The organism is Chromobacterium sp. ASV23 (genome assembly GCF_016428945.1).
GTDB classification, from domain to species: domain Bacteria; phylum Pseudomonadota; class Gammaproteobacteria; order Burkholderiales; family Chromobacteriaceae; genus Chromobacterium; species Chromobacterium sinusclupearum.
Map to the genome: position 1 here is coordinate 1 of NZ_JAELTR010000050.1, position 17,691 is coordinate 17,691.

The window sequence follows — 17,691 nt, forward strand, 5'->3', positions numbered from 1 at the left end:
CCCCCCCCCCCCCCCCACCCCACCCCCCCCCCCGGTATTTCAAGCAGAAGACGGAATACGAGATTATTGGCGGAGTCTAGTGGGCTAGGAGATGTGTATAAGAGACAGACAAAGTACCTCGCTTGGTGCCGGATGCTTGCACGATGATATTCAATTGAAGTGAGTTTAGTCATTAATATCATAAGGTCGATGAATTAATCTGCTCTGCCATCGCTACAGATCATCTAGGTTCACATCGACAGATTCCTCCCCATCATCCACACATTTTTTGGTAATCTTGACCAGCTCCGCGTCTTGGTGACCTGTTATTTTTAGCTGTAGCGTCCCGTTACCTTGATTTTCAAAAGATAGCCTGTCACCTTCAACCCAGCCTGCAGAAGCCAGTAATCCTTTGGAAATTGTTAGTAACACGTCATCACTGACATCTCCTGCATCAAATAGCGGGACCGTCCAGCTAGTTTGAGAAAGGTTTACCCAATTCGAAATCATGGCATCTAGCAATCATGCTGCTAGATCATCTACAGACTGTTGTTGGTTAGCAGCCATTTTGACGAGCCACTGCTCGAGCTGGCGACTTACGAGCAGCGTTAACCAAGTTTCGGAATTCGGATCATCGATCATAATGAGCTCCTATTGCATGCTGTAAACCGCGTGGCTTTTGGTCGGGATCCCTACGAGGTGCCCTAATTTTTATATGAGCGTGAATATTTCATAGGCAGAGGGTGTTCTACCTCTTATCTGCCGCAGCCATAGCGGACCACAGTCCTCGCTGAACCTGTACTCGTCTGGATTTCTCAGTTCTGCCAGCCATGTCCGAATATTTGGGAGGATAGTGCGATTCAGATAAAGGCAAGGCTCCCAATATTAGAATTATTCTTGGGAATGCTACTCTGATCTTTTAGTCAACCAAGCGGTCAGTAGCTCTGCACGTTTTTTTGAAAAGTACAATTCTGCCTCTTCATGTGGCACGCCAGGAGTGGGGTCAACTTTGGCAGTTTGGACTGCTCGGCGAAAATAAGCGTCATAGGCTGAGCAGGTGGATGTCTCCACGGCATCTGTTGATTCTAGCTTGTCCATGATTTAATATCCTTAATTGATTGGCGGTGGTTTTATTTTTTTCTCCATGAGGAGTTTTCAAAAAGTTGAGCAAAGTATCCACTTGTCCGTGTTACATCAAGGTAGAATACGATAATTATAAGGGAAAATAGTTAATCTAGTGCGAAAGCTCTGTATTTTGCTTAGTAATCTATATCAATATTCTACATCAAATGTGATCGCTGCTATGAGTTATTTGGTTTTCGACTTTAATTGATAGTTTCTAGGACATATTTGTACCCAAGCAGTTTTGTTTTCGACTCTAGACCAATATCTATCAGAATCGGGACCTCTACAAGCCTTGCTAGAGCTTGATGGTTGTTTGCGACTTTAATGAATGAGAACAGTTTTCACACCTATGCAGACACTTCAGGCCAAGGCCAAGGCCAAGGCCAAGGCCATGGCGCGCGGCAAGCTTGACCTTGCCATGGCATCCTCCTACAACCAGCTCAGCGCCTTCCTGTCGCAAGAGAATGGCGTCCCCATGAGTTGACGGTGATAGGAGCTGGCGATGTCAGAACACGAATCGGTTGCGGAAGACGAGACGCCGGATGCCGGCCGCCGTGAAACGCTGGGTTGTCTGGCGGCTTGGTCAGGCGCGGCGCTGGTGTGGACGCTGGTGGGCGGCGTGCCAAAAGCGCAGGCCGCCGGGGCTGCCGGGAGCGGCGCGAACGGTTTCAGCTTCGTCCAGATCAGCGACACGCATCTGGGCTTCCATCGAGAGGCCAATCCAGACGTGCCGGGCAGCCTGCGTCGAGCCATCGCCGATATCAATGCCTTAAGTCAGTCGCCGGCCTTTGTGGTGCATACCGGCGATGTCAGCCATTTGTCGAAGCCGGAAGAGTTCGACTTGGGCCGACAGATGTTCAAGGACATCCGTGTCGACCGCGTGCACACCATACCAGGCGAGCACGATGCGCTGGATGACGGCGTGTCCGGCTATCTGAAGTTTTTCGATCACGACGGCAAGGGGCGGGCTTGGTACAGCTTCGATCAGGGCGGCGTTCATTTCGTCGCGCTGAACAATGTGCTGAATTTCTCCACCAGCCGGCTGGCGGCGCTGGGCGATGAGCAACTAGCCTGGCTCAAGCAGGATCTGGCCGGCGTATCGCGCTCCACGCCGATAGTCGTGCTGGCGCACATCCCCTTGTGGACCATTTATGAACAGTGGGGCTGGGGCACGGCCGATGCCGATCAAGTGCTGGCCCTGCTGCGGCCGTTCGGTTCGGTAACCGTGCTCAACGGGCATATTCACCAAGTGATGCAGAAGGTGGAAGGCCATGTCGCTTTCCATACCGCCCGCTCGCTCGCCTATCCGTTGCCGACGCCGGGGCAAGCCGGATTCGGCGAGCCGGCGCCGGTCAAGGTGCCGGCCGGTGAGCTGGGCAAGCTGCTGGGGACGCGGCAGATCACGGTGGTGCCCGGCAGCAGCCTGCTGACCTTGGTGGATACGCCGCTCGATCATTGAGACCCTGTTCAGATTTTTTTACCGTCAGCGGCCGAGTTCTGCCGGATGGGGAGATGGCATGAATGTTTGGAAAATGGGCGGGCTGTTGAGCGTCTGCCTGGCCGCCGCAGCCTGGGCAGACAAAGGACCGCAGGTAGTGGATATCAGCAAGTTCGCCTTCACGCCGAAGGAAATCACGGTGGCGCCTGGCTCGAAAGTAGTGTGGATCAATCACGACGAAGTCCCGCATACGGTGTCCGGCCGCGACAAATCTTTTGTCTCCAAGGCGCTGGACACCGATGACCGCTACGAATATGTCTTCGACAAGGAGGGCGACTACGCTTATTTCTGCGCCGTGCACCCGTATATGACTGGCGTGGTGCACGTGCGCAAGCCCTGAGCGCTTCATCTTTCATGACCTGAGAGGCGGCTTCCGGATGAGAAGCCGCTTTTTCATGTGCGGGTGAATTTCAGTTCAGCATCTTGTACAGGATCGTGGTGGCATTAAGCTTTTCGCCGCGGCCATCGAGCGCGAAGCCTGGGATCGTGCCGGCGACTTGATAGCCGAGCGAGCGGTAAAGAGGCTCGGCCTTGTCGCCGCTGGCGGTGTCCAGCGTCAGCAGGTTGCGGCCACGCGCTTGCGCGTGTCGTTCCAGTTCAAGCATCAGCGCGCGGGCGATGCCCTGGCGGCGGTGGCGCGGATGCACCAAAAGTTTGCCTACCTCGGCGCGATGAGGCTGGTTGGGCGGTGTGTCGCAGTCGAGCTGCACACTGCCGGCCAGTTCGCCATCCAGCAGCGCCGCCAGCAACAATCGCCCGCCGCCGGCAACGCCGGGCAGGGTTTTGTCGCGCCAGAAGGCGGCAGCGCGTTCCAGGGAAAACGGCAGCACGAAATGGATGCTGGCGCCGTCATGCACGCAGGCGTGCAGCAGTTCGGCCAGTTCCGGCAGCAGGGCGGCTGCGGGCTCGGCGTCGAGCGCGAGGATGTCCAGTTGCGGCATCTTGCTTCTTCTCTTCCTGTGGGCGTGATCGCGCCGAATAAGCAAGAAACAGGCCCGGTTTCCCGGGCCTGGCGCGGCGTCTCCGATCAAGGATCGGGCGGTCTGGGCAGCGGCTGCGCGTCCGGGATGTCCGGCGCGCCGCGCTGGGCTTCCACCTTGTTCACCACCGGCGCCGCTTCCGGCCGCCAGCTGTTGCCGCCTTTTTTCACCGGCGGCAGGGCCGGCCGGCTGGGCGGCTTCCATGCCGTGACGGGCGTCGGCAAATGGACGATGGGCTGGGTGGGCAGGGCGGCCGTGGGCTTGGCTACAGCCGGCGCAGGCGCAGGCGCCTCCGCCGGCCACAGCCACCAGGCCGCGCCGCCGGCCGCCGCCGCGCTCAAGAGCAGGGCGGCAGGCCAGGCGCGGCGCGGGATCACCAGCTCACCTGATCATTCAGGTTGAGGCTGCCGCTGGCCGGGGTCTGCAGGCTGCGGTTGCCGGACAGGTTTTCCCAGGTGACGCTGCCGTCGGCGTTCTTGCGGTAGTACTTGTAGGCGATCTGCTGGCCCGCCGGCAGGTTGACGCCGTTTTGCCATACCGGGTAATTGGCCGCATCCACCGGAATGCCCAGATCGGTGTTCCAGTTGCCAAGCGCTCGTGCGTTGCCGGTGACGTAGACCTGCTGCCCCCACTGCGTGCTGGCGGTCACATTGATGCTGACCGGCACCTCGCCGGCATTGGGCGCGGCGCGGCAGTTGTTGTAGCGGGCGCAGACCACTTGCGGGATGTCGACCACCTTGCCGGCGTGGATCGAGGCCAACAGGCTGATGTATTCGCCCATCGCCCAGTTCAGCGGCGCCATGGACTTGGTCGGTGTGCCGGGCTGGTAGCCGGCCGGCGTGGTCACCGCCCAGCCGTCCGGCAACATGGCGCTATTGGACCAGACCTGCTCCGGCAGCATGCCCTCCGGCGTGGCCAGCAGTTTCAGCGTGGCGAAGTAGGGTTGGCCGGCGCCGCCATTGCCCTGGCGGGCGATCTCGTACATGCCGCGCTCGGCGGTGAAGATGGGCCACAGGCGGCCGGCGCCGCTGCCGTTGAAGTCGCTGCCGTCGTTGTGCTCGCCGTAGCCGTCGAAGTTGTAGCGGAACCAGGCGTTGTACGGGAGAGCAGGCGCGCCGGGCAGGGCCAGGCTTTGGCCCAGCACGCTGTCGAACACGCTGATGGTGTTGGCGATGGTCGGGTCGTTGGCGCGCTTGACGCCCATCCGCACCAGTTCCAGGAAGCCGCCGTCCACCACGCGGCGCGCGTCGTGGCTGCCGCCGCCGTTCTTGATGGTCAGGGTCTGCGGCGTATCCGGGCCGGCGGCCGGCGCGAAGCTGGCGCGGTCGGCGCCGCTGCCGGCGCGCGCGGCTGGATTGATGCGCACATAGTAGCTGCCGTTGCCGAAGCCGCCGCTGGTGGTATAGGTCCAGGCGGCGATGTTCTGCTGCCAGTAGTCGGCAGCGGACAGGTAGCGGCCGGCGCTGGCGTCGTCGCCGTTGTTGCGGGCGATGTCGGCGGCGGCCACCAGGCCGGCGATCTCGGCGGCGATGGTGGACGGCGAGTAGCCCGAATTTTCTTCCCAGCGTTCCTGATAGCTCCACGGGCCGGTGGCGACGATGTAGTCGGCCGTCAGCTTGATCTTGGGCCACAGCGGGCTGGAGACCGACGGTCCCAGCCGCCAGGCCAGCAGGATGGGCATGGCCTGCTCGTCCATCTGCGTGCCTTGCCAGTACGGCCAGCCGCTGACCCAGGCGTTTTGCGGGAAGCGGCCGATGCGGCTGTAGCCGGCCGCGCAGCCGGCGGCGTTGTATTCGGCCGCGCCGCAGTTGCTGGTCTGCTGCAGGGTATTGAACAGGTAATTGACCACGGTGGTGGCGGTGGCGGTGTCGCCGGCGGTGGTCAGCGCGTTGGCGAACTTGAACAGATCGCGCGGCCAGACCAGATGGTAGCCGCCCTGGTTGGCGTCGCCCTGCGTTTCGCCCCATGGCGTGCCGATGCCGGCGATCATCGCGCCGTTGCTCTTGTCCTGCATGGTTTTCAGCGTCATCGCTGACAGGTAGTAGCGGTCGTCGGCCAGGCCGCCCTGGGTGGACAGGCCGGCGGCGTAGGCGTGCCAGGCATTGTCGTATTGCTGCTGGGCGGCGGTGAGGTCCGAACCCAGCGAGGCGGCGGCGCTATTGATCGCATCGGCCTGGCTCTTGCCGAAGCCCAGCGCCACGTCGAAGGACACGCTGGTGGCGTTCGGGTCGCCCAGGTCCAGCCAGCCGGTCTGCGCCACGTTGCCGTTGCTGGCGGAGCTGAAGGTCCAGTCCATATTGTTGTCGCCGCTGCCCACCAGATCAGTCCAGCCGTCGCTCTGGCCGACGAAGCCGTTGGACAGCATGGGCTGGCCGTTGACCGTTTTCCATGGCTGGCTGGCCATCAGCGCGGAGGCGCGGCTGTTGTGGCTGGCGGCCAGGGCGTAGCCGCCAGCGGCGGCCACCGTTTGGGCGGTGTTGCCGCTGCCGGCGTTGTCCAGATATGGCTTGAACAGCACGTAAAGGTTGAAGTCGCCCACGGTGTGGCCGTTCAGCGCGGTGAAGGTGACGCGCTGGATCAGCGTATCATGGTTGGGATCGGCGAAGATGCGCTTGCTGATCTGCCAGTTGTGGCCGGCGTTGCCGGTGCTGGCGACCCAGCTCATGGTGCGCGTGTCGCTCTGGCTGGCCGAGTAGGCCTGGCGTTTCTCCTCATCGACGAAGGTCTTGCCCGCGTCGCCCACCAAAAATTGCAGATCGACAGACTCCGGCGTGTCCAGCACCGGGTAGTACACCTCGGACACGATGCCGCGGTAGCCGGTGAAGTAGACCTTGGACGGGCTGCCCACGGCGGTACCGAGGAAGGATTTGGCCGCTGGGCCGCGCGCCGGGGTGTCGCCGGGGGCGCCGAAGGCCTCTCCGGCATGGGCAAACGGACTGAACAGGCTGGCGATCAAAACGCCGAGCAGGACTGGGCGTGTCAGGGACGGGTAGGGCATGGTGATTGTCTCCACTTTGTAGTACGGCAGGTTGACCTACGGATAAAAGTCTTACCGAATGCCGATGTAATTTTGTTACGGACTATAGCAAAAGGCGGAGAGCAGCATTTGTTCTAGTTCAAACGCTAGTTTTATTTTTAGTGATCAACAATGGCGCAGATGGCGGCAAAGTTGCCTCAAATTGGTGCCTTATCTGAGCGGATTGCTGGCAATGTCAAAAGGATGACTGCAGGTGGACTGCAGGTGGGCTGCTGCAAAATGGCAACAGCGTTAGCATGGGGAAAGTAATTTTCTGACAATGATCAATTAAAGATGTATTATTTGTACATCTTATCCGCCGCGATGGCATGTGGCGGTTTTTTTGGATCGTTAAAGATGTATTTTTTAAGAATCTTAAGGAGTCCTGCATGCTGAGCGAACAAACCCTATCCTTGGTCAAAGCCACTGTGCCGGTGCTGCAACAACACGGCGTGATGCTGACCAGTCATTTCTATCGCCGCATGTTCGAGCACAACCCGGAATTGAAGAACCTGTTCAATCAGGGCCATCAGCACTCCGGCCAGCAACAGCAGGCGCTGGCCGGGGCGGTGCTGGCCTATGCCCAGCACATTGAAGATCCGTCGCCGTTGCTGCCGGTGCTGACCCGCGTGGCGCACAAGCATGTCAGCCTGGGCATACGGGCCGAGCATTACCCCATCGTCGGCAAGCATCTGCTGGCCTCCATCCGCGAAGTGCTGGGCGAGGCGGCCGGCGATGATCTGATTCAGGCCTGGGCCGAGGCCTATGGCCAGCTGGCGGATACCTTGATCGACATTGAGAACGGCATGTACGGCGAGTCCACCAACGCGGCCGGCGGCTGGAGCGGCTGGCGGCCGTTCCGGGTGGCGCGCAAGGTGGCGGAAAGCGAGGAGATCGCGTCGTTCTATCTGGCGCCGTGCGATGGCGGCGCATTGCCGCCGTTCAAGCCGGGCCAGTATGTATCGGTGAAGCGCTTCGTCGCCGAGTGGGGGCTGAATCAGCCGCGCCAGTACAGCCTGTCCGACGCGCCGAACGGCGAGTACCTGCGGATTTCGGTCAAGCGCGAGGACGCGGCGGAGGGCAAGCCGGCCGGACGCCTGTCCAGCCTGCTGCATCGCGAGATTCAGGAGGGCGACGTGCTGGAGCTGAGCGCGCCGCAGGGCGATTTCTTCCTGCATGAGGACAGGAATGGTCCGGTGGTGCTGATCAGCGCCGGCGTGGGCCAGACGCCGATGCAAGCCATGCTGGGCCAGCTGCTCAAGCGCGGCCAGCGCGAGGTGCGCTTCTTGCACGCGGCGCGGCACGGCGGCGCGCATGCGATGGGTTTGCAGGTGCGACAGCTGGCGGAGCGCCATCCGCAGCTGCAGATCCATGTCCGCTACGAAGCGCCGCGCGCGCAAGACGCGTTGGGCATCGATTACCATGCCGCTGGCCGGCTGAATCTGGATGAAGTGAAAGACCTGGTCCTGCTGCCGGACGCGGACTACTACCTGTGCGGCCCTCTGGGCTTCATGCGCGTCCAGCGCGACAGCCTGCGCCGGCTGGGCGTGCCGGCCGAACGCATCCATTACGAAGTGTTCGGCTCCCATCCCGGCGGCGATTGAGGCCTAGGGCCAGACGCGGTATGCTGCCGCCGGTCCTCCTTACCGGTTCCTCGCCATGCAACTGACCCGCTTTACCGACCTCGGCCTGCGCGTGCTGATGTATCTGACCGGCCTGGAATCCGGCCAGCTGGCCACCATTCCGGAAATCGCCGAACGGTTCGAGGTATCGCGCAACCATCTGGTCAAAGTGGTGCATTTCATGGCGCAGCAGGGCTGGCTGGCTACCAGCCGCGGCAAGGGCGGCGGGCTGGCGCTGGCGCGGCCGTCGGAGCATTTCCGGCTGGGCGAAGTGGTGCGCGGGCTGGAGGGCTCGCCGCAACTGATAGATTGCGCCGAGCCGCCCTGCGCGCTGCGCCAGGGCTGTCTGCTAAAGGGCGCGCTGGACGAGGCGCTGGCGGCGTTTTTCCTGACGCTGGACGGCTACACGCTGCGCGACATCGTCGCCAGCCCCACCGGCGAGGCCATCATCCGTTTGCATCGCGGCGTGGTCTGATAAGCGTAGATTCAAGGAGTAAACATGGAATGGCTAGCCGGCCTGCCCCGCGTGGCAGGCCTTTTTGTATTGACCGCGCTGATGGAGATCGTCGGCTGCTATCTGCCCTGGCTGGTGTTGCGTGAAGGCAAGCCGTGGTGGCTGTTGCTGCCCGCCGCCGGCGCCTTGACCTTGTTTGCCTGGCTGCTGACCCTGCATCCGGCCGCCGCCGGGCGAGTCTACGCCGCTTATGGCGGCGTCTATGTGACGGTGGCCCTGGGCTGGTTATGGCTGGTGGACGGCATCCGGCCGGACCGCTGGGACGCGCTGGGTTGCGCGCTGGCGCTGGCCGGGATGGCGGTGATCATGCTGGCGCCGCGCGGCTGAGCGGCCGGTCAGCGCGTGGCGCGCAGCGCAGGGGCCGCTGCCGCCGGCTTGGCCTGGCCGCGCTTGGACACGTATAGACCCAAGGTGATCAGGGCGATGCCGGCCAGCTGGACCACGGCGGATTGATGGCTCTGTCCCGCCAGGCGGTCCAGCAGCACGCCGGTCAGCATCTGGCCGGCAATGACGAGCAACGCGGTTTTCAGGGTGCCCAGCCGCGGCAAAACGAAGCTGTTCAGCGCGACAAACCCGGCGCCGATGACGCCGCCGCACCAGGCTGGCCATGGGGCGTGCTGCGGCAAATGAAGCGCCGCCGCGCCACAGCCTAATAACAGGCTCAGAAACACAAAGCCGCCCAGATGATTCCAGAGCGAGGCAGCCAAGGCGCCTTGGTGCTGGGCCAGCTTGCCGTTGATGGCGCGGCTGCCGCCTATGCACAGCCCGTTGATCAGGGCGAGGGTCATGAAATACAGCATGATCAGGCTCCAAAAATCAGAATGGCGCAGCCGGACAGCGCCAGCAGCAATGCCAAAACATCGTTGAGGGAGAGTCGCCGCCGCGGCATGCCGAACCCGCCAAAGTGATCGGACAGCAGGCCGAACAACAGCTGCCCGGCCATGCCTAGCGCCAGCGTGCCGGACATCGCCAGCGGGCTGTTGACGGTGATCGCCGCCAACGCCACTACCAGCGCGCCGGGCATGCCGCCCAGGTAAGCCCAACGCGGCGCGGGTGTTGCGTCCGGAGACGCGCGTCGATTGGCCATCCAGAGCAGCAGGGCGGTCAGCATGCCTATGCCGTGGGCCAGCCAGGATGCGGACAAAGGGTTGCTGAAGCTGGAAAGCTGGCTGTTGCAGTGAATCATCAGCGCCAGCAAGGCGCCGGCGAGCAGCGCAAGCAGGCTTGGCCCGTAATCCTTGAGCAGCGGGGCCGCGGCGTGGTGTGGGGACATGATGCGATCCTTGTGTCTAGATAGGGGGGCGGACGACGAGCGCAGCGACGTTGGGGGAGTGCGGCATTCGTGCTGGATGGGGCGGCAGGTCGTTGACGCGTGCCGGAATGGTATATTGTGTTTTATTGACTGATAATCCTGCTTTGTGGAAACTTATCGTAGAGAATAAGTGGACAATGGCAATGGAACATTTCGCTGCGATCCCCATCTTCGTCGCCGTGGTGGAGGCGGGCAGCTTTTCCGCCGCCGCGGCCAAGCTGGGTTTGACCAAATCCGCCGTCAGCAAGCGGGTGCAGCAGTTGGAGGCCGCGCTGAACGTGCGGCTATTGCAGCGCACGACGCGCAGCCTGAGCCTGACCGAGGCCGGCGAGCGCTATTACGACCGGGCGCGCGGGGCGCTGGCCTTGGCGCGCGAGGCGGAGGAGGTGGCGGCCGGCTTGCAGGGCGCGCCGCAGGGATTGCTGCGCATCAGCGTGCCGATGGCTTTTGGCCGACTGCACTTGTCGCCATTGGTGCCGGCGTTTCTGCGCCGCTATCCGGACATCCAACTGGACATGGCGATGGACGATCGCATGGTGGACCTGGTGGAAGGCGGCTATGACCTGGCGGTGCGCATCGGCAATCTGCCGGGCAACAGCATGGTGGCGCGGCGCATCGCGCCGTGCCGGGTAGTGATGTGCGCGTCGCCGGCCTATCTGGCCGAATATGGCGTGCCCAGCCACCCGGCCGATCTGGCCCGGCATAACTGCCTCTCTTATTCCTACTACCGCGGCGGCGCTTATTGGACCTTTCAAGGGCCTGAGGGCGAGATCCGGGTGCAGCCGGGCGGCAACTATCAGGTGAACAACAGCGAGGCGCGGCGCGACGCGCTGCTGGCGGGGCTGGGCATTTGCGAAATGCCCACGTTCATTGTCGGTCCCGATCTGACGGCCGGCAGGCTGTTGCCGGTTTTGACCGACTACCCGCTGCCATTGCACGCCATCCACGTGGTGTTTGCGGAACGCCGCCGCTTGCCGGCCAAGGCGCGCGCTTTCATCGATTTCCTCGATGAGCGGCTGGGCGGGGACGCGCCATTGTGGGATGAAGGACTGCCCCCATCTGTGCTGTCACCGCAAACAGGGAAACGATCATGAGCAAACGCTATCGCACGGCGCTGCTGTGGCTGCGCCGCGATTTGCGGCTGGACGACCACGCCGCCTTCTACCATGCGCTGAAACACAGCCAGGCGGTATTGCCGGTCTTCGTGTTCGACCGCTCCATTCTGGACGCGCTGCCGCGCGATGACCGCCGCGTCGATTTCATCTGGCGCAGCGTGGCGGCGCTGAAGGCGGAACTGAATGCCTTGGGCGGCGACCTGCTGGTGCGCCACGGCGTGCCGCAGGATGACATTCCCAAACTGGCGGCGGAGCTGGGCGCCGATGCGGTGTTTTGCAATCGCGATTACGAACCCACCGCCCGCGCGCGCGACGCCGAGGTGGAAAAGCGGCTGGCCGAGCAGGGCATCGCCTTCCATCACAGCAAGGATCAGGTGATCTTTGAAACCGACGAAGTGCTGACCGGCGCCGGTAAACCGTTCGGCGTTTTCACGCCGTACAAGAACGCCTGGCTGAAGACGCTGACGCCATTTCATTTGCAGGCCTACCCGGTGCGGCGTTATCTCGATGCGTTGATGCCGCGCGAAGCGGAACCCATGCCCAGCCTGGCCGATATCGGTTTCCTGCCCAGCGATCTGGCTTCGTTGCCGGTCAAGGCCGGCGCGGCCGGGGCCGAGGCGCTGTTTGCCGACTTTGCCCGCCGCATCGCGCATTACAAGACCGCCCGCGATTTCCCCGGCATCAAGGGCGTGTCTTATCTGAGCGTGCATCTGCGTTTCGGCACTATTTCCATCCGCCGACTGGCCGCCTTCGCCTGGCATGACGGCGGGGAGGGGGCGATGGCCTGGCTGGGTGAGCTGATCTGGCGCGATTTTTATCAGCAGGTGCTGTGGCACCGGCCGGATGTGGCGCAGCATGCTTTTAAGCCCGAATACGACGCGCTGCCGTTTCCGAATAATCCGCAATGGTTCGACGCCTGGTGCCAGGGGCGCACCGGCTATCCGCTGGTGGACGCCGCGATGCGCCAGCTGAACCACAGCGGCTATATGCACAATCGGCTGCGCATGGTGGCGGCCAGCTTTCTGGTCAAGGACCTGCTGATAGACTGGCGCTGGGGCGAGCGCTACTTCGCCGAGAAACTGCTGGATTTCGACCTGGCGGCCAATAACGGCGGCTGGCAGTGGGCCGCCAGCACCGGCTGCGACGCGCAACCTTATTTCCGCATTTTCAACCCGGTGAGCCAGAGCGAGAAGTTCGACGCCGACGGCCGTTTTATTCGCCACTATGTGCCGGAGTTGGCGCGGCTGCCGGACAAGCTGATCCACGCCCCATGGCTGGCCAAGCCGGAGCAGCTGATGGATGCCGGCGTGCGGCTGGGCCGAGATTACCCGCATCCCATCGTCGATCACGCCGTGCAGCGCGAACAGGCCCTGGCCTTGTTCAAGCGGTAAACCCCATTCGCCACAAAATACACGGAAGAACGCGGACAACCGCTCGCGGCAGGAGGACTGCATGCACGCTGAGGGCGAGTTTTGCGTATTCTTCGTGCCATTTCGTGGATTTCGCGGCGGGCGCTGCCGTTTATGGGGTCAAACGCTGATGCCGTCTTGCCACTGGCCTTCCTGCAGCAACTGGCGGCGATAGCGCTCCGGCGAGTCTCCCAGCTGCTTCTGGAACATGGCGATGAAAGCCGACGGCGTGGCGTAGCCCAGCCGCGCCGAGATGTCCTGCACGCTGTCGCCCTGCTTCAGCCGCGACAGCGCCTCCACCAGCCGCGCCCGGCTGCGCCACTGTCCGAAGCTCATGCCCAGTTCGCGCTGGAATAGCCGCGCCAGCGTGCGTTCTGTGCTGAATACTCGTTCCGCCCATTGCCTGAGCGTGGTGGCGTCGGCCGGGTCCTGGCGTATCGCCTGCAATATCGGCTGCAGCAGCCGCTGGGTGCTGTCCGGCAGATAGCTTTCCTCGTGGCCGGCGCGCACCAGCCTTTCCACCAGCAGCTCGGCCTGGCGCGCGTCCCATGGGTCGGATATCACGGTGATCTGGCGCTGGCAGAAATCGTCGAGCAGCGCGCGGATCAGCGGCGTCTGTTCGATCAGGCAGATATGCGCCGGCAGCCGCGCCGCCTGCTCGCGATTGATGTAGATCGAGGTGTAGTGCATGGCGTGGCGGATATAGGCGGCATGCGGTATTTCAGCCGGCGTCCACAGCAGGTATTGCGCCGGAGTCACCACCCGCCGGTCCTCCAGCAGCAGCTCCATCAGTCCTAGGCTGATGCGGCTCAACTGTCCCCAACGGTGGCGATGGCGGCCGAATTCGCTGTGCGGCGCGAAGCGATGGTAGCGGAAGGTCAGCGGCGCCGGTTCCGCCAGGCCCTGGTCCACTAGAAAGTATTCGGAGTCCATTTTGTCGGATTTGCCTCAGTGTCTTGTCTGTTTTGAATTATATAGTCGGTAACAGACGGCAATAGAATGACAGGGTCGAATATTTGCCGGAGGCTGTCATGGCCATGCTGTTTCCCTTGCTGGCGGTGCTGATCTGGGCCGCCAACACCGTTGTTTCCAAGGCTGCCGCCCAAGTGCTGGACCCGGCGGCCATTTCGTTTTACCGCTGGCTGCTGGCGGCGCTGATCTTGACGCCGTTCTGCCTGCGCCCGCTGTGGCGTTTGCGGCATGAATTGCGTCCCTGGCTGGGCAAATTCCTGTTGCTGTCTGCGCTGGGCATGGTGATGTTCCAGTGCCTGGCCTATTACGCCGCGCACAGCACCAGCGCCACCAATATGGGCGTGATCACCGCGCTGGTGCCGCTGCTGGGCCTCGTGCTGAACGCGCTGGCGTTCCGCCAACCGGTGGGCGGGCAGGCCTGGTTCGGCGTGGCGGTGTCGCTGGCCGGCGTGCTGTATCTGCTGGGACACGGCAATCCGCTGGGGCTGATCGCCAACGGCATCAACCACGGCGACGCGCTGATGCTGTCGGGCGCCGCCGCCTATGCTTTGTACGGCATCCTACTGCGGCGCTGGGCGCCGCCTTTCGGCGCATGGTTCAATCTTTACCTGCAGGTGGGCATGGCGGTCTTGCTGCTGGCGCCGCTGACCGCGACCGCCGACAGCATGGCTATTCCTGCGCGGGGCATCGGGCTGGTGCTGTTTGCCGGCATCGGTTCATCTGTGTTGGCGGCTTATCTGTGGATGCGCGGCATTCAGCGACTGGGCAGCGAGCGCACCGCCATCTTCATGAACCTGTTGCCCTTGTTCACCGCGCTGATGGCTAGCGTGATGCTGGGTGAAACCATCCATTCCTATCACTGGCTGGGCGGCGGTTTGATCCTGCTGGGGGTGGCTTTGGGGCAGGGTATGCTGCGCGTGAAACCTGGGCTGATATTGTCAATTGTGAACAAATGACACATTTCATTAACAAAAATTTACTGCGTTTTTTAGGCGTTTCATTGCGTATATAAAATAATCAGCGCAGCAATTTTTCATGATTTCACATGTTTGACCGATGTCATGGCAGATTGCTGCGCAGCTCCAGATGGCCTTGCAAAAATGCGAAGTGACTGGGGTGTTGACGTAAGTAAATTGCCGGGCGTACCATCGCCGCGTTTTCATTACTGGGGGCTGATGCCTTGGAAAGTTGCAGTAGTAGTTGGTTATCTACCGGGTCGCGCTGACCGGCACAGGCATCGTTCCATCCTATTGGCCGCTGTCTTGCCGTGAAGCCAGACAGTGCGCATCTCAGGCGTGGCCATCCGGCCCGCGCCGCGTACTTACCCTTATACCGTTACTGCTGATGACCGCGTACCGAAACCTATCGGACGCCTAAATCAGGTTTGCGCACGTGCGTGCTTGCATACGCTGAGCGTTTTCGCTCGCCGACGCAGCCGCGTTCGTGCCCGCATGCCTTCGTTTGCTTGCAAAACGACGGGCGGCCCCCGCTTGCGCCGCCCGCACGGAGACGATGACAATGACAAATACCGTCAAGAACGAAGCTGTATTGGATAGCGCCCACGTTGGCGATATTCGTGGCGCTTTCGGCACCATCCGCCAAGGCGATGTTGGCGCCCGCACCGGCATCTGGCAGCGCCTGCGCACGCTGCTGGCCATTCTGGGCCCCGGCCTGATCGTGATGGTCGGCGACAACGACGCCGGCGCTTTCAGCACTTACTCGCAAGCTGGCCAGAACTACGGCACCTCCTTGCTGTGGACGCTGATCCTGCTGATTCCGGTGCTGTACGTGAACCAGGAAATGGTGCTGCGCCTGGGCGCCGTCACCGGCGTGGGCCATGCCCGCTTGATCCTCGAGCGCTTCGGCAAATTCTGGGGCGCCTTCAGCGCCATCGACCTGTTTCTGTTGAATGCACTGACCATCGTCACCGAATTCATCGGCATCACCCTGGCCTTGCAGTATCTGGGCCTGCCCAAGGAGTGGGGGGTGGTCGCGGCCGCGCTGCTGGTGATGGCCGCCGCGAGCACCGGGGATTTCCGCCGCTTTGAGCGCTTTGCGATGATTCTGGTGGTGTTCAGCCTGTTCCTGGTGCCGGTGTTCATGATGGTGCATCCGCCGATGGAGCAAATCGGCCATGACCTGCTGGTGCCGGGCATGCCTGCCGGCGGCAAGCTGTCCGATGTGATGCTGCTGATCATCGGCATCGTCGGCACCACCGTGGCGCCGTGGCAGCTGTTCTTCCAGCAAAGCTATGTGATCGACAAGCGCATCACGCCGCGCTTCATCAAGTATGAGCGCGCCGACCTGTGGCTGGGCATCGTGCTGGTGCTGATCGGCGCCGTCGCCATCATCGGCATGGCCGCCGCGCTGTTTGCTGGCAAGCCGGAATTCGGCAACTTTCAGGATGCCGGCGCGGTTGCCGCCGGTTTGGGCAAGTATCACAGCCACCTGGCCGGCGTGCTGTTCGCCGTCGCGCTGATCGACGCCAGCCTGATCGGCGCCAGCGCCGTGTCGCTGTCCACCGCCTACGCGCTGGCCGACGTGCTGAACATGAAGCATTCGTTGCACCGCAAGCCGTCCGACGCGCGTGCCTTCTATCTGGTCTACTTCCTGCTGATCGCCGGCGCCGCCGCGCTGGTGCTGATCCCGGGCGTGCCGCTGGGCTTGCTGACCAACGCGGTGCAAACTCTGGCTGGCGTGCTGCTGCCGTCCGCATCCGTATTCTTGCTGCTGCTGTGCAACGACAAGGAAGTGCTGGGTCCGTGGGTGAACGGCCGCTGGACCAATCTGTTTACCGGCGCGGTGGCTGCCGTGCTGGTGTTGTTGTCGGTGATTCTGACCGCTTCCGTGCTGTGGCCGGATATCTCCAGCCAGACCATCATCAATGTGCTGGTCGGCGGCGGCATCATAGGCGGCATCGTGGTGATTGCGGCGCATACCGTGAAACTGCGCCGCGACGCCGAAACCGGCGCCGACCTGAAGGACGAGGTCAAGCCGACCAAGCTGTACATGCACACCTGGCGCATGCCGCCGCTGGACCAGCTGAAGCCGATGGTGCTGTCCCGTACCAATCGTCTGTGGATGGCGGTATTGCGCGGTTATCTGGTAGTGGCTGTCATCATGGTGGTGTACAAAGTGACGCAGGTCGCCTTGCTAGGCCACTGATCGGCAAGGTATGGTTGTGGCCGGCTGCGCGGCGAGGCGCGGCCGGCGGAGCGAAACCGCCCGTTTGGGCGGTTTTTCGCATGAGGGAGGGTCCCTCGTGGCTTTCGCGGAAAGCCACGATGCACGTTCCTTATCTATATATAACGACTCTACAAGCAGGAGGACGCATGCACTACAACCTGCATAACTTGTTCGATTTCGATTTGTTCGGCTTGTTGCACTCCACGATTTGTCTGGCGATGGCCTTCGCCTGCGGCACGGTGATCGGCCTGGAGCGGCAATACCGCCAGCGCACCGCCGGGCTGCGCACCAACGCGCTGGTGGCAGTCAGCGCCGCGGCTTTCGTCAATATGGCGCTGCAACTGGATGGCTCCGGCAGCGCCTCCAGAGTGGTGGCCTATGTCGTATCCGGGGTTGGCTTCCTCGGCGCCGGCACCATCATGAAAGAAGGTCTGAACGTGCGCGGCCTGAACACGGCGGCCACGCTGTGGGGATCGGCCGCCACCGGGGCCTGCGCCGGCGCCGGCATGCTCGGCCAGGCCATTTTGACCACGATCTTCGTGCTGGCGGTCAACACGCTGCTGCGGCCGGTGGTGAACTCGATCAATCGTCGTCCGATCGACGACGACGCCAGCGAAGTCACGTATCAGCTGTGCGTGATCTCTACCCGCGAGGAGCAGAAGCAGGCCCTGGCGCATGTAGGGGATCTATTGGAGCGGGCCAATTATCCGGTGGGCGATCTGGACGTGGAGGCCTTTGGCGACGACGAGGTGGAAATGACCGCCACGCTGCTGGCCACCTCGGTGGATTCGGACGAGTTGGACCGCATTGCCGACGAATTGGCGGCCAAGCCGTACATCAGCCAGGCTTACTGGAACACCAGCACCAGCGAGTAATCGTGCGTAGTAGCGCAAGCAGCCGCCTGGACGCGAGTCCGGCGGCTGTTTTGCATTTGGCGGCAGCCCGGCAGGGTAGGCATGCGCA

19 protein-coding genes are annotated in these 17,691 nt (G+C 62.4%); 11 read left to right on the top strand and 8 right to left on the bottom strand.

Annotation, left to right across the window (positions count from 1 at the left end):
- Positions 1-213 precede the first annotated feature (213 nt).
- Positions 214-501: a hypothetical protein gene (locus JHD59_RS17060; RefSeq protein ID WP_199155108.1), complete on the bottom strand. Its 288-nt coding sequence runs from the start codon at positions 499-501 to the stop codon at positions 214-216.
- A gap of 384 nt (positions 502-885) precedes the next feature.
- Positions 886-1,077: a hypothetical protein gene (locus tag JHD59_RS17065; protein WP_199155109.1), complete on the bottom strand. Its 192-nt coding sequence runs from the start codon at positions 1,075-1,077 to the stop codon at positions 886-888.
- A 376-nt stretch (positions 1,078-1,453) separates the two neighbouring features.
- On the opposite strand from JHD59_RS17065, the gene JHD59_RS23115 reads away from it, so the two are divergent.
- Genes JHD59_RS23115 through JHD59_RS17075 form a run of 3 tightly spaced genes read left to right on the top strand, consistent with a single transcriptional unit; the run spans position 1,454 to position 2,942 of the window.
- On the top strand, positions 1,454-1,588 hold the full coding sequence (locus JHD59_RS23115; RefSeq protein WP_255521408.1) for a hypothetical protein: 135 nt from the start codon (positions 1,454-1,456) through the stop codon (positions 1,586-1,588).
- Positions 1,589-1,606: 18 nt separating this feature from the next.
- Positions 1,607-2,563 (top strand): metallophosphoesterase, encoded by a 957-nt coding sequence (locus tag JHD59_RS17070; RefSeq protein WP_199155110.1) that lies wholly within the window; start codon positions 1,607-1,609, stop codon positions 2,561-2,563.
- Positions 2,564-2,621: 58 nt separating this feature from the next.
- The gene (locus JHD59_RS17075) at positions 2,622-2,942 is read left to right on the top strand and encodes a cupredoxin family copper-binding protein (protein ID WP_199155111.1); all 321 of its coding nucleotides are present in this window, start codon (positions 2,622-2,624) and stop codon (positions 2,940-2,942) included.
- 70 nt (positions 2,943-3,012) lie between these two features.
- Here JHD59_RS17075 and JHD59_RS17080 read toward each other — a convergent pair whose 3' ends face one another.
- From JHD59_RS17080 to JHD59_RS17090, 3 genes are all read right to left on the bottom strand, one after another.
- Complete coding sequence (locus tag JHD59_RS17080) at positions 3,013-3,543, bottom strand: N-acetyltransferase (protein WP_199155112.1); 531 nt, start codon at positions 3,541-3,543, stop codon at positions 3,013-3,015.
- Between the two features lie 86 nt (positions 3,544-3,629).
- A complete protein-coding gene (locus JHD59_RS17085) occupies positions 3,630-3,959 on the bottom strand; it encodes a hypothetical protein (protein ID WP_103319124.1) in 330 nt (109 codons plus the stop codon).
- Positions 3,956-6,580 (bottom strand): glycoside hydrolase family 15 protein, encoded by a 2,625-nt coding sequence (locus JHD59_RS17090; RefSeq protein ID WP_199155113.1) that lies wholly within the window; start codon positions 6,578-6,580, stop codon positions 3,956-3,958. Before JHD59_RS17090 ends, JHD59_RS17085 begins: the two co-directional genes overlap by 4 nt.
- A gap of 407 nt (positions 6,581-6,987) precedes the next feature.
- Between JHD59_RS17090 and hmpA the strand changes: the two genes are divergently transcribed.
- From hmpA to JHD59_RS17105, 3 genes are read left to right on the top strand one after another with little or no spacing between them, the layout of a single operon-like run.
- Positions 6,988-8,202, top strand: coding sequence for an NO-inducible flavohemoprotein (gene hmpA / locus JHD59_RS17095; RefSeq protein ID WP_199155114.1), 1,215 nt, complete (start codon positions 6,988-6,990; stop codon positions 8,200-8,202).
- Positions 8,203-8,257: 55 nt separating this feature from the next.
- A complete protein-coding gene (locus JHD59_RS17100; RefSeq protein ID WP_199155115.1) occupies positions 8,258-8,695 on the top strand; it encodes an Rrf2 family transcriptional regulator in 438 nt (145 codons plus the stop codon).
- Between the two features lie 24 nt (positions 8,696-8,719).
- Positions 8,720-9,061 carry a YnfA family protein gene (locus JHD59_RS17105; RefSeq protein ID WP_199155116.1) on the top strand — a complete coding sequence of 114 codons (342 nt, stop codon included), beginning with the start codon at positions 8,720-8,722 and terminating at the stop codon, positions 9,059-9,061.
- An 8-nt stretch (positions 9,062-9,069) separates the two neighbouring features.
- Here JHD59_RS17105 and JHD59_RS17110 read toward each other — a convergent pair whose 3' ends face one another.
- Both JHD59_RS17110 and JHD59_RS17115 read right to left on the bottom strand, forming a co-directional pair.
- A complete protein-coding gene (locus JHD59_RS17110) occupies positions 9,070-9,534 on the bottom strand; it encodes a DMT family transporter (RefSeq protein ID WP_103319132.1) in 465 nt (154 codons plus the stop codon).
- 2 nt (positions 9,535-9,536) lie between these two features.
- Positions 9,537-10,007: a DMT family transporter gene (locus JHD59_RS17115; protein WP_199155117.1), complete on the bottom strand. Its 471-nt coding sequence runs from the start codon at positions 10,005-10,007 to the stop codon at positions 9,537-9,539.
- A gap of 182 nt (positions 10,008-10,189) precedes the next feature.
- Between JHD59_RS17115 and JHD59_RS17120 the strand changes: the two genes are divergently transcribed.
- Positions 10,190-11,140: a LysR family transcriptional regulator gene (locus JHD59_RS17120; protein WP_199155118.1), complete on the top strand. Its 951-nt coding sequence runs from the start codon at positions 10,190-10,192 to the stop codon at positions 11,138-11,140.
- Positions 11,137-12,552 carry a deoxyribodipyrimidine photo-lyase gene (locus JHD59_RS17125; protein ID WP_199155119.1) on the top strand — a complete coding sequence of 472 codons (1,416 nt, stop codon included), beginning with the start codon at positions 11,137-11,139 and terminating at the stop codon, positions 12,550-12,552. Before JHD59_RS17120 ends, JHD59_RS17125 begins: the two co-directional genes overlap by 4 nt.
- A 138-nt stretch (positions 12,553-12,690) precedes the next feature.
- On the opposite strand, the gene JHD59_RS17130 is transcribed toward JHD59_RS17125, so the two are convergent.
- Positions 12,691-13,503 carry a helix-turn-helix domain-containing protein gene (locus JHD59_RS17130; RefSeq protein WP_199155120.1) on the bottom strand — a complete coding sequence of 271 codons (813 nt, stop codon included), beginning with the start codon at positions 13,501-13,503 and terminating at the stop codon, positions 12,691-12,693.
- Positions 13,504-13,601: 98 nt separating this feature from the next.
- Between JHD59_RS17130 and JHD59_RS17135 the strand changes: the two genes are divergently transcribed.
- The 3 genes from JHD59_RS17135 (at position 13,602) to JHD59_RS17145 (ending at position 17,603) form a co-directional block, all read left to right on the top strand.
- A complete protein-coding gene (locus tag JHD59_RS17135; protein ID WP_199155121.1) occupies positions 13,602-14,498 on the top strand; it encodes a DMT family transporter in 897 nt (298 codons plus the stop codon).
- A 562-nt stretch (positions 14,499-15,060) separates the two neighbouring features.
- On the top strand, positions 15,061-16,707 hold the full coding sequence (locus JHD59_RS17140) for an Nramp family divalent metal transporter (protein ID WP_199155122.1): 1,647 nt from the start codon (positions 15,061-15,063) through the stop codon (positions 16,705-16,707).
- Between the two features lie 167 nt (positions 16,708-16,874).
- Entirely contained in the window at positions 16,875-17,603 is a 729-nt protein-coding gene (locus tag JHD59_RS17145) for an MgtC/SapB family protein (protein ID WP_103319144.1), read from the top strand.
- Positions 17,604-17,691 lie beyond the last annotated feature (88 nt).